12 protein-coding genes and 1 pseudogene are annotated in these 10,550 nt (G+C 64.6%); 11 read left to right on the top strand and 2 right to left on the bottom strand.

Features of this window, described 5'->3' with window-relative positions; translation table 11 throughout:
• Positions 1–581 precede the first annotated feature (581 nt).
• The 4 genes from WBF82_RS09810 (at position 582) to WBF82_RS09825 (ending at position 3,019) form a co-directional block, all read left to right on the top strand.
• The gene (locus WBF82_RS09810; RefSeq protein WP_424382848.1) at positions 582–740 is read left to right on the top strand and encodes a hypothetical protein; all 159 of its coding nucleotides are present in this window, start codon (positions 582–584) and stop codon (positions 738–740) included.
• Positions 741–903: 163 nt separating this feature from the next.
• A complete protein-coding gene (locus tag WBF82_RS09815; protein ID WP_424382849.1) occupies positions 904–1,527 on the top strand; it encodes a superoxide dismutase in 624 nt (207 codons plus the stop codon).
• A 202-nt stretch (positions 1,528–1,729) separates the two neighbouring features.
• Positions 1,730–2,263, top strand: coding sequence for a peptidase (locus WBF82_RS09820; RefSeq protein WP_424382850.1), 534 nt, complete (start codon positions 1,730–1,732; stop codon positions 2,261–2,263).
• Between the two features lie 357 nt (positions 2,264–2,620).
• Complete coding sequence (locus tag WBF82_RS09825; protein WP_424382851.1) at positions 2,621–3,019, top strand: transcriptional regulator; 399 nt, start codon at positions 2,621–2,623, stop codon at positions 3,017–3,019.
• Between the two features lie 534 nt (positions 3,020–3,553).
• Here the strand turns inward: WBF82_RS09825 and WBF82_RS09830 are convergent.
• Positions 3,554–3,805: pseudogene (locus tag WBF82_RS09830) on the bottom strand (DivIVA domain-containing protein); the annotation flags it as partial.
• 263 nt (positions 3,806–4,068) lie between these two features.
• Here WBF82_RS09830 and WBF82_RS09835 point away from each other — a divergent pair.
• From WBF82_RS09835 to rraA, 5 genes are all read left to right on the top strand, one after another.
• The gene (locus tag WBF82_RS09835; protein ID WP_424382852.1) at positions 4,069–4,725 is read left to right on the top strand and encodes a DUF6474 family protein; all 657 of its coding nucleotides are present in this window, start codon (positions 4,069–4,071) and stop codon (positions 4,723–4,725) included.
• A gap of 43 nt (positions 4,726–4,768) precedes the next feature.
• Entirely contained in the window at positions 4,769–5,464 is a 696-nt protein-coding gene (locus tag WBF82_RS09840; protein ID WP_424382853.1) for a YcnI family protein, read from the top strand.
• Positions 5,461–5,976, top strand: a complete 516-nt coding sequence (locus WBF82_RS09845) for a copper resistance CopC family protein (RefSeq protein WP_424382854.1) — start codon at positions 5,461–5,463, stop codon at positions 5,974–5,976. Before WBF82_RS09840 ends, WBF82_RS09845 begins: the two co-directional genes overlap by 4 nt.
• A 222-nt stretch (positions 5,977–6,198) precedes the next feature.
• Entirely contained in the window at positions 6,199–6,630 is a 432-nt protein-coding gene (locus WBF82_RS09850; protein ID WP_424382859.1) for a nucleoid-structuring protein H-NS, read from the top strand.
• Between the two features lie 9 nt (positions 6,631–6,639).
• Positions 6,640–7,131, top strand: a complete 492-nt coding sequence (gene rraA / locus WBF82_RS09855; protein ID WP_424382855.1) for a ribonuclease E activity regulator RraA — start codon at positions 6,640–6,642, stop codon at positions 7,129–7,131.
• Here the strand turns inward: rraA and WBF82_RS09860 are convergent.
• On the bottom strand, positions 7,128–8,597 hold the full coding sequence (locus WBF82_RS09860) for a flavin-containing monooxygenase (protein WP_424382856.1): 1,470 nt from the start codon (positions 8,595–8,597) through the stop codon (positions 7,128–7,130). The two genes, rraA and WBF82_RS09860, sit on opposite strands and share 4 nt — an antisense overlap.
• Before the next feature lie 76 nt (positions 8,598–8,673).
• On the opposite strand from WBF82_RS09860, the gene WBF82_RS09865 reads away from it, so the two are divergent.
• Positions 8,674–9,315: a TetR/AcrR family transcriptional regulator gene (locus WBF82_RS09865; RefSeq protein ID WP_424382857.1), complete on the top strand. Its 642-nt coding sequence runs from the start codon at positions 8,674–8,676 to the stop codon at positions 9,313–9,315.
• Positions 9,316–9,337: 22 nt separating this feature from the next.
• A complete protein-coding gene (gene dinB / locus WBF82_RS09870) occupies positions 9,338–10,546 on the top strand; it encodes a DNA polymerase IV (protein WP_424382858.1) in 1,209 nt (402 codons plus the stop codon).
• The last annotated feature ends 4 nt before the right edge of the window (positions 10,547–10,550 follow it).

The raw sequence follows: 10,550 nt of genomic DNA on the forward strand, positions 1-10,550 counted from the left end.
GCCATTCGTCGTTTTCGCGCACATCCAGCAACACCGCCGCGGGACCGAATTCGGCGGGCAGGTCGGCGACGTCGGTCTGTGCGACCACGGGTTCACTATCCATGGCCTCGATCTTGACACGCGGCCAGTCGGCGCGTCGCAGGGCCGCGCCAGCTACCAATGGGTATCCACAGTTTCCACAGGTTTATCCACAGCCAGCCAGCCAGGTCCGCCCGGAGTGAGGCGCGGTAAATCGACCGGCCCGGGTGATCGCTGTGGATAACAACCGGCCAAAATCCAGCCGCGATCGACAGATCCGGCGGGCCCTGAGCGAATTCTTAGCTCGCGTTTATCGACTTGTTACCTCCCCCTTATGGGCGATGTCACACCGCAGCGCGCGGCCGAGCCCCGCCTCGACTCAACCGGAACGATGTCCACCGACCCTCGGCCGGAGTCGTCGGCCAGCAAAATAGACGCTGGTCAACTAGCCGCGTGAGGTTCAATTTTCCCGCCGGTTCATGACGGGCTATGATCGCGACCACAGGAGTAGTTGTGACTGATCTCACTGGGGGAGTGTTGGACGCAAAGGTCGGGGTCATCCGATGACAACGCAACCGATCGGACCGCAGTCGGCGGGATCGTCGTCGCGTTGGTACACCAACTCGGCGACGTGCAATCGCTCCTACTTGCTCGCCGGTTTGCGCGCCGGCCTGATCGCCCTGGTATTGCTGGCGATCCTCGCTGTCATCGTTTGGTTCTGAGCTCCCGCCGCGGGGTATCCACGCATCGCACTCGTTCTTGCGGTGCGCGCGGCGATGGAGCAGGGTTGATCATGGTTGACCAACCCAAGCCGCCGCTCCGCTGACAGCCTGCAAGTGGAGCGTCAGAAGCAGATCGGCAACGATCGTCGAAGGAAGGAATCTCGTGGCTGAATACACTTTGCCCGACCTTGACTGGGACTACGGAGCATTGGAGCCGCATATCTCGGGTCAAATCAACGAGCTTCATCACGACAAGCACCACGCCACCTACGTCAAGGGCGCTAACGACGCTGTGGCCAAACTGGAAGAGGCGCGCGCCAAAGAAGATTTCTCGGCGATTCTGCTGTACGAGAAGAACTTGGCGTTCAATCTGGCCGGCCATGTCAATCACAGCTTGTGGTGGAAGAACTTGTCCCCCAACGGCGGTGACAAGCCGACCGGTGAGCTCGCAGCGGCCATTGATGAGGCCTTCGGATCATTCGACAAGTTCCGCGGTCAGTTCACCTCGGCTGCCACCACGGTGCAGGGGTCGGGCTGGGCTGCGCTCGGCTGGGACAGCCTCGGTCAGAAGCTGTTGGTATTCCAGGTTTACGACCATCAGACCAATTTCCCGCTCGGCATCGTCCCGCTGCTGGTGCTCGACATGTGGGAGCACGCTTTCTACCTGCAGTACAAGAACGTCAAGGCCGACTTTGCCAAAGCGTTCTGGAATGTCGTGAACTGGGAGGATGTCCAGGCGCGTTACGCCACAGCGACTTCGAAGGCTAAAGGGCTGATCGCCGGCTGAGCTCGGAGTTGAATTTGCCTGTTCGGGGCGTCGCGCCTTTCGCGCGGCGCCCCGTTCACTATTTCGGCCGTATTTCTTTTTCGAGTTCGTGGGCGTTGATTGCTCGTGTCAGCTTGCGGGTATTCACCTGCTGACGCATGCTGAGCTGATTGACCCACCGGCGTATCGCTGGTACCCGAACCGAAGTATGGCGGAGGGCGAAATGGAAACCGGGTCAGGTCGGGCCGTCGAGGTGGCCCCATTCCATTCTCATGGTGCCCTGAAAGGGTTTGTCATTTCCGGGCGTTGGCCCGACTCGACGAAAGAGTGGGCACAGCTGTTGATGGTTGCGGTCCGGGTCGCATCGCTGCCTGGATTGCTCAACACCACAACGGTATTCGGCGCGCGCGAGGAACTACCGGATGCTCCCGTGCCGGGCACCGTCGGCCTGGTGCTGGCGGAGGGTCCGGTGGTAGGCGAATCCGCCGTCCAGCCAGGCTATTTCGCCGACCATCAGCCGCCGGCACTGTTGATGTTGCATCCGCCGTCGGAGACCACACCGTCGTTACCCGAATGCAACGGCGCCGCCTCGGGATGCGTGCTGCTGCCCGGGCTGCCATATCTGGGGCTGGAGCATCGCGCCGCCTGGGTGGAGGCAGAAGCCGACGGAACGATCACCTCGGTGGTGAGCCGCGTCGGCGTCGACCCGATCAGCCATCCCGACACCGCGATTCTGGCGATGCTGCTCGCTGCTTGAGAGCTCCCAACCGCCCTCAGCGGTACCCGCAGCAGAAGGCGACAGCAAATCTGCTTTTTTCGACCTCTGCGCCGCGTCTCGGTTGCCGTAGAGTCCGATTCGCTGGATCAACGAAGCTTCGCGCTGCGAAGAGCTCACGCTGAACGCAGATAGCGCGCCACAATTCGCTTGCTACATCATGTGAATTCGCTGAGTGCCGAGCTTGGCGCGCTGCAGCGGCGTCGCCAACTAGCGCCACAGCCGTGTTGAGCAATCGTCGTCAAGTTTGCACTTGGTTGCGGCCATAACACTCGCTACGATGATCAGCAAATACCACACATGGATAATTGGTCGACCGACCCAGTGGAGGTCATATCGATGAGCACGACGTTTGCTGCCCGCCTGAACCGCCTGTTCGACACGGTTTATCCGCCGGGAAGGGGGCCGCATACCTCTGCTGAGGTGATCGCGGCACTCAAGGCGGAGGGCATCACAATGTCAGCTCCCTACCTGTCGCAGCTACGCTCCGGCAACCGCACCAACCCGTCGTCCGCCACCATGGCCGCGCTGGCGAACTTTTTCCGCATCAAGCCCGCGTACTTCACTGACGACGAGTACTACGAAAAGCTCGACACGGAGTTGGTGTGGCTGATGACGATGCGTGATGAGGGCATTCGGCGTATCGCCCTGGGCGCCAGCGGTTTGTCCGCTGAGTCGCAAAAGGACATCGTGCAGCACGTTGAAGAACTACGCCGCAAGGAACACCTGGACGCATAACTAGCTGCGTTGCCGGCGGCCTGCCAGCCACTGACGCCAGCGACGGTCCAAAGCGCGAAAACCGCCCAAGCTCATCGTGATAAAGACGGCGAGGACGAGGATCGAGAGGGCCATGTACCAGCCCGTCGAACCGGCCGCAAATGCGGTGCTGCCATGTACCCGAACATCAAGCGATTGTCCGTAGTTCCAATTCTCGGGAACTCGGTGGATCGGGCCCGTGCGCGCCTGTCCGCCGAGGCTCCAGGTACCGCTGCAGTTGACGTTGCGAGCGTCACTGTTCGGGGACCCCGCGCAGCTAACGTGCGTCGCCGTCGCCGGCGTGCCGACCTGATACCCATACGCATCCCACGCCAGCGAACCGCACATGTACAGCCAGATCCCCGCCGCCACGATCGCGGCCAACCAGCCCGCGCTGCCGATCGAGCGGACCCCGCGCCCACCTATCGACCCGTCGTTCGCCATAACCGGCTGCATCTGCGGCGGGCGACGCTGACCAGTTCGTTGACCAGCGTCGGGGCGTACCGGGGTGCCGTCTAGTCGGCGCAATTCTGATTCGACTCTATCGAGGAATGCATCAACCTCGTCTTCGTTGTATCCGCGCTTTCCTATTGGCGGCTTGTGAAATGCCATGTTCTGCACGGTGAATGCGGTCAGCGAAGAGCTGCTCGGATTTAGCAGCCGCTCTTCGACGAGCTCAAGAAACGCGTCTACCTCATCCTCGTTGTATCCCCGTTTTCCTATTGGCGGCCTGCTGAAAGCCACCTTTTTAATATCGGCAGCTGTCAGCGTCGGGCGCTGTGTAGATTCGGCCGTCGGGCCAGCAGGGGCTTTGGCGTCGGTCAGCTGACGTTCGAGTTCGGCGATGCGTTGCTCGGGGTCCTCTTGATCCATCAGCGAATGGTCCCACCCCGCAGGTGCTGCCGCGAACGATCAACCGGTGCTGCGGGCGGTCCTGACGACGTGCGCCCCCGCCCTTCCCGCTAGGGTTGGCGCATCGACGGGGCATACGCACCTCGATAGTCGACGAGATCCGGGGAGGCGATAAGCGAATGGGCCTGTTCGGCAAGCGAAAAACCCGCGCGACGCGTCGCGCCGAAGCCCGGGCGATCAAAGCCAGGGCCAAAATTGAGGCGAAACTGGCTGCGAAAAACGAGGTCCGCCGGTACAAAGCCGCGCAGCGCGCCGAGTCGAAGGCACTCAGGGACCAGCTGAAGGCGCAGCGTGAAAGCGACCGGGCAGCGTTGAAGGTGGCCGAAACAAAACTCAAGGCGGTGCAGGAGGGCAAGTTGCTGTCACCGACGCGGATTCGCCGGATCCTGACCGTCTCTCGGTTGCTGGCCCCGATTGTGGTGCCGGTGGCATACCGGGTGGCCATCGCTGCGCGCGGGCTGATCGATCAGCGGCGCGCCGACCAGCTCGGAGTGCCGTTGGCCCAGATCGGCCAATTTTCCGGGCACGGTGGCCGGTTATCGGCACGCATCGCCGGCGCCGAACAATCATTGCGCTCGGTGCAGGACAACAAACCCAAGGACGCCGAGACCAAGCAGTTCGTGGCGGCTATATCCGAGCGCCTCACCGACTTATCGGCGGCCATCACCGCTGCCGAGAACATGCCCGCCACCCGTCGCCGGGCCGCCCACGCCGCGATCTCCAGACAACTTGACGAGGTCGAGGCCGATCTGATGGCGCGCCTGGGATTGACCTGACGTCGCCACCTGAGGCGAACGGAGACAAAGGATTACCAATCGGATGACACGGCACCGCAGCCTGGTTTGGCGCGTCTTGATCTCGGCCGCCGCCACTACCGCGCTCTACCTCGGCTCGACCGCGGCCATCGCGCCGGCATCGGCTCACGTTCATGCCAGCAGCGACGACGCCACGCGCGGCGGCATGGCGATAGTCACCTTCCAGGTGCCCAATGAGTCCACGAAGGGGGCAGCGACGACCGCTTTCACAGTCGATCTGTCCAATGTCACTTCGGTACAGACCGAAAACCAGCCGGGCTGGACGGCCAAACTCGACCGCGACTCGCCGTCGGGCACCGTCCACTCGGTCACCTGGACCGCAGACTCGAAAGGCGGAATCCCGGCCGATCAGTTCGGGCTGTTCCGGATATCGGTGAAGCTGCCGGACGCCGACACCGTCAGCTTCCCCGCGACCCAGACCTACGCCGACGGATCGGTGGTCAAGTGGGATCAGCCCTCACAGCCCGGCGGGGCCGAGCCGAGCAATCCGGCGCCGGTGCTGACACTGACCGAAGCGTCGGGGCCGCCGTCGACCCATCACGCGAACCCAAGCAGCACCACCGCGCCGACCGCCACGGTCCCATCGCAGACGCAAAAGCCAAGAGCAACAGCTGATAACACCGCCCGGGTGCTCGGCGGAGCCGCCCTACTCCTCGGTGCGCTGGGTATCGGTGTCGCACTGGTGGCTCGACGGACATGAGCCGGCGAACACGCATGGCTGCGGTGAGTCTGCTCTTGGCGGCGATCGCCTTCGCCGCTACCTTGACCGCCGGAGCGGCGAGCGCGCACGCCGCGCGGGTGTCGACCGACCCCGCCGACAAGGCCGTCGTCAGCACCGGTCCGCCGCACGTCAGCGCGGTCTTCAACGAGCAGCTGCAAACCACGTTCGCCGCGATGACGGTGGTCGGGCCGGACGGCAACCTGTGGGCGTCCGGGCAACCGAAGGTGCAGGGCGCTGTTGTCAGCGTCGGCGTAAGGCCGTTGGGACCGACCGGAAACTACACGGTGAATTACCGGGTGACATCGGCTGATGGGCACGTGGTGACTGGATCGTGGTCGTTTGAGCTGACCACGCCGGGCACCGGCACACCCGGTCCGACGGCGCAACCCTCGGACAGTTCCGGCGACGATCTCCCTGTCTGGCCCTTCGCCGTCGGTGCGCTGGTGCTGGTCGGTGGCGCGGTGGTGTGGCAGGCGCGTAATCGGCCCTGACTGCGCAGATCGGCGGTCCTGGCATGATGGATTCGACTGATGGTCGGTGTAGGCGACGAGAAACTGCAAAGGAGCAGCCGAATGGCAGACCCGCAGGACCGACCGGACGACACCGCGGATTCCACACCAGAACACGCGCCCGGCGCCGGCCCCACACCGCCCGCTCCGCCCGCACCAGCGGCCGACACAGCACCTCCACAACCACCGGAACAACCCGCGGAGATGTCAACGCCGCCGGCCAAGGCTCCGGATAAACCGGCGAAAAAGGCGCCCGCCAAAAAGGCGCCCGCTAAGGCCGCGAAAGCGTCGAAGAAGGCGGCAGCTAAAAAGTCGCCCGCCAAAAAAGCACCGGCCAAGAAGGCCGCCAAGAAGGCGCCCGCGAAAAAAGCCGAGCCCGGCGCAGCCAAGCTACCAGTCCAACCGCCGACGCCACCTCACATCGAAACCAACGGCCAGCTTGCCGCAGCTGCGAAAGATGCTGCAGCACATGCGAAGTCGACGGTGGATGCGGCCAGAAACCCGGTCTCAGGGGAAGCGGGCCTGGCCTCGGCTGGTCGTTCACCGGTGCCTTTGGCAGTGGCGATCGCGATCAGCCTGCTGGTCTTGCTGCTGGTGCGCCAGCTTCGTCAACGGGGCGCCAGTCGCGATGACTAGCATGGCCCGGTGACGGTGCTGTTCCGGCCCACGGCCGACCTGGTCGACGATATCGGGCCCGAGGTACGCAGCTGCGATGTCCAGTTCCGTCAGTTCGGCGGCCGGACGCAATTCGCCGGCCCGATCAGCACGGTGCGCTGCTTGCAAGACAACGCGCTGTTGAAGTCGGTGCTCTCGGTGCCGGGCGACGGCGGTGTGCTGGTGATCGACGGCGACGGCTCGTTGCATACCGCGCTGGTCGGCGACGTCATCGCCGAGTTGGCCCGCTCGAACGGTTGGGCCGGGCTGGTGGTACACGGCGCCGTCCGGGATGCCGCGGCCCTGCGCGAGCTCGACCTGGGCATCAAGGCGCTCGGCACCAACCCCCGCAAGAGCAGCAAGAGCGGCGCCGGCGAACGAGATGTCGCGGTCAGCTTCGGCGGAGTGACTTTCGTACCGGGGGACATCGCCTACAGCGACGACGACGGGATCGTCGTGGTCACCGCAGCAGCTACCGGCTAAACCGGCAGGGCAGCAGGCTTTTTGGCGAACTGCAGGGCGTCGTCGTCGACCCGGCCACGCCGGATCAGCTGCAGGTCGAGCAGATAGTTCTGCTTGAGCCGCCACGGGCTGACCGAGCCAGCCTTCGGCAGGTAGTCCAATGCCCGCAAAACGTAGCCAGGGGTGAAGTCCATCAGCGGACGCTCGTCCACCGAGTCGCCTGGATGCTGCGGCACGACGGTGTCATAGCCATTCGCATCCATGTGATTGAGCACCCGGCAGACGAACTCCGATACCAGGTCGGCCTTCAGCGTCCAGGATGCGTTCGTGTAGCCGATGGTGAACGCCATATTCGGCATGTCGGTCAGCATCATGCCCTTGTAGGACATCAAGTCGTTGAGTTCGACGGGCATGCCGTTACGCCGAATCTTGGCGCCTCCGAATAGCTGCAGGTTCAAACCCGTTGCGGTGATGATGATGTCGGCTTGCAGGTCGTTACCCGAGTTGAGCTTGATGCCGGTTTCGGTGAACCGGTCGATGGTGTCGGTGACGACGTCGGCGTGGCCCTTGCGGATGGTCTTGAACAAGTCGCCGTTGGGCGCCAAGCACAGGCGCTGGTCCCACACGTTGTAGCTCGGGCCGAAATGCTTCTCCACGTCGTACCCCTCGGGCAGCCGTCGCTTGGCCATCGTCAGCAGGGTCTTGCGCATGTAGGCGGGGAATTTACGGGCAAGCTGGTACTGCGCCGTGCTGAAACCGATTGCCTTCCAACGGTTAACGACGTGCGCGGCCCGGGCCGGCAACCACCGGTTGGCTCGCTCGGCGACGGGATCGATCAGCGGCAGAGAGCCGATGTAGGTCGGCGAGCGCTGCAGCATGGTGACGTGGCCGGCGCCGGAGTTCACCAATGCCGGGATCAACGTCACCGCGGTGGCACCGGATCCGATGACCACGACCTTCTTGCCTGCGTAGTCGAGGTCCTCCGGCCAGTGCTGGGGATGGATGATCGTGCCCCGGAAGTCTTCGGCGCCTTCGAATGTCGGCGAGTAGCCCTCGTCGTAGTTGTAGTAGCCGCTGCAGGCGAACAAGAACGAGCAGGTGATCTCTTCCTGTCGGCCGTCGTTGTCCACGGTGACGATCCAGTGGTTGTCGGCGTCGGACCAATCGGCGGCCACCACCTGGTGGCGGTAACGGATGTGCTGGTCGATGCCGTTCTCCGCCGCGGCCTCCTTGATGTAGGCCTTGATCGACGCGCCATCGGCGATCGACTGAGCCGACTCCCACGGCTTGAACCTGAAGCCGAGCGTGAACATGTCCGAGTCGGAGCGGATGCCCGGGTAGCGGAACAAGTCCCAGGTTCCCCCGAGGTCGTCGCGGCGTTCCAGGATGGCGTAGCTCTTGGATGGGCAGCGGTCCTGCAGGTGCCAAGCGGCGCTGATACCGGAGATGCCGGCGCCCACGATGAGGACGTCGAGGTGTTCAGTCATGGCGCCACGTTATCAACAGTGTGTTGAGTGCGTCAACACCCTGTCGAATTTGTCAACACCGTGTAAAGTAACGGCTGTGACTACCGTCAGCTCCCCCCGCAGCTCGCGTGGGCGCCGCTCGGCCCGCCCGTCCGGCGACGACCGTGAGCAGGCGATTCTGGCGACAGCCGCGCGGCTTCTGGAAGAGCGCTCCTTTGCTGACATCTCCGTCGATGACCTGGCCAAGGGCGCCGGCCTGTCCCGACCGACCTTCTACTTCTATTTCAAGTCGAAAGAGGCGTTGCTGCTGGCGCTGCTCGAGCCGATGATCACGCGCGCAGACGCGGAATACGAAGGCGCGGCGCAACGGCTACCTGCGGATCCCCGACGGGTTTGGCGCGCCGGCATTAAAGCCTTTTTCGTTGCTTTCGACTCACATCGGGCAGTGGCCCGAGCCGGTGCGGAGGCGGTGGCAAGCAGCGCAGAGGTTCGGGCGGTGTGGTCAGGCTTCATGCAGAAGTGGATCGACCAGACGGCCGCGCTGATCAGGGCCGAACGCGCGCGCGGCGCGGCGCCGGAGACCATTCCGGCGGTGGACCTTGCCACCTCGCTGAATCTGATGAACGAACGCACCATGATGGCCGCCCTGTCTGCTGAGCAACCGGCCGTCGACCATGACCGCGTCGTCGACACCCTTGCCCACATTTGGGTCACCAGCATCTACGGGCAACCTAGCTAACGTCAGCGGTCGGTGCGAACATATGTTCGTGCGAACCGACGCATCCATCCTCCACGCGGACCTCGACTCGTTCTACGCGTCGGTCGAACAACGCGATGATCCGGCCCTGCGCGGCCGGCCGGTGATCGTCGGCGGCGGGGTGGTGCTGGCGGCCAGCTACGAAGCCAGGGCCTACGGTGTGCGGACCGCGATGGGCGGCGCGCAGGCCCGGCGGCTGTGCCCGCGCGCCGCGGTGGTCCCACCCCGCATGGCCGCGTACACGCGGGCCAGCGAGGCGGTCTTCGAGGTTTTCCGCGACACCACTCCGCTGGTTGAGGCGCTGTCGGTGGACGAGGCCTTCCTGGATGTCGGCGGGCTTCGACGAGTCTCCGGAACACCCGTGCAGATCGCCGACCGACTGCGCAGTGAGGTACGCGGCCGCGTCGGGCTGCCGATCACCGTTGGCATCGCACGAACGAAGTTCCTCGCCAAAGTTGCCAGCCAGGAAGCCAAGCCGGATGGCTTGCTGCTGGTCCCACCCGGCCGAGAGCTCGCCTTCTTACATCCGCTGCCGGTGCGCCGGCTGTGGGGCGTCGGTGCGGTGACCGCCGAGAAGCTGCACGCCCACGGCATCGAAACGGTCGCCGACGTGGCCGAGCTCAGCGAGTCGATGCTGGCCTCGTTGGTGGGCGGGGCGATCGGCGCCCGGCTGCATGCGCTGTCCCGCAATGTCGATGCGCGCCGGGTATCCACCGCCGTGCGCCGACGGTCGGTGGGCGCGCAGCGCGCGCTGGGCCGCGCGGGCAACACCATGTCACCGGCGGAGGTCGACGCGGTGGTGATCAACCTGATCGACCGCATCACCGGACGGATGCGGGCGGCTGGGCGCACCGGGCGCACCGTCACATTGCGGTTGCGGTTCAACGACTTTGGCCGGGCCACCCGATCGCGCACGTTGCCGTGGGCCACGTCCTCGACGCAAACCATCCTCGCCACCGCCCGGCAATTGGTCGCGTCCGCTGCACCGCTGACCGCCGAGCGGGGTTTGACGCTGGTCGGGTTCGCCGTTTCGGAGATCGACCGCAGCGGCGCCGAGCAGCTGATGCTGCCGTTCACCAGGGCGCAAAGCCAACCCGCGGCCGTTGACGCGGCGGTCGACCGGGTGCGTAGCCGCTACGGCCGCTCGGCGCTCACCCGCGGAGTGCTGGTCGGCCGCGACCCCGACCTGCAAATGCCGCATCTACCCGACTAACGGC

The sequence above is a fragment of the Mycobacterium sp. genome (assembly GCF_049673265.1).
Lineage (GTDB): Bacteria > Actinomycetota > Actinomycetes > Mycobacteriales > Mycobacteriaceae > Mycobacterium.

Excerpts from the sequence above, each read along its gene's own strand:
- WBF82_RS09810 (WP_424382848.1), top strand. The coding sequence starts at position 582 with ATGACAACGCAACCGATCGGACCGCAGTCGGCGGGATCGTCGTCGCGT.
- WBF82_RS09820 (WP_424382850.1), top strand. The coding sequence starts at position 1,730 with ATGGAAACCGGGTCAGGTCGGGCCGTCGAGGTGGCCCCATTCCATTCT.
- WBF82_RS09825 (WP_424382851.1), top strand. The coding sequence starts at position 2,621 with ATGAGCACGACGTTTGCTGCCCGCCTGAACCGCCTGTTCGACACGGTT.
- WBF82_RS09835 (WP_424382852.1), top strand. The coding sequence starts at position 4,069 with ATGGGCCTGTTCGGCAAGCGAAAAACCCGCGCGACGCGTCGCGCCGAA.
- WBF82_RS09840 (WP_424382853.1), top strand. The coding sequence starts at position 4,769 with ATGACACGGCACCGCAGCCTGGTTTGGCGCGTCTTGATCTCGGCCGCC.
- WBF82_RS09845 (WP_424382854.1), top strand. The coding sequence starts at position 5,461 with ATGAGCCGGCGAACACGCATGGCTGCGGTGAGTCTGCTCTTGGCGGCG.
- WBF82_RS09850 (WP_424382859.1), top strand. The coding sequence starts at position 6,199 with ATGTCAACGCCGCCGGCCAAGGCTCCGGATAAACCGGCGAAAAAGGCG.
- WBF82_RS09860 (WP_424382856.1), bottom strand. The coding sequence starts at position 8,597 with ATGACTGAACACCTCGACGTCCTCATCGTGGGCGCCGGCATCTCCGGT.
- dinB (WP_424382858.1), top strand. The coding sequence starts at position 9,338 with ATGTTCGTGCGAACCGACGCATCCATCCTCCACGCGGACCTCGACTCG.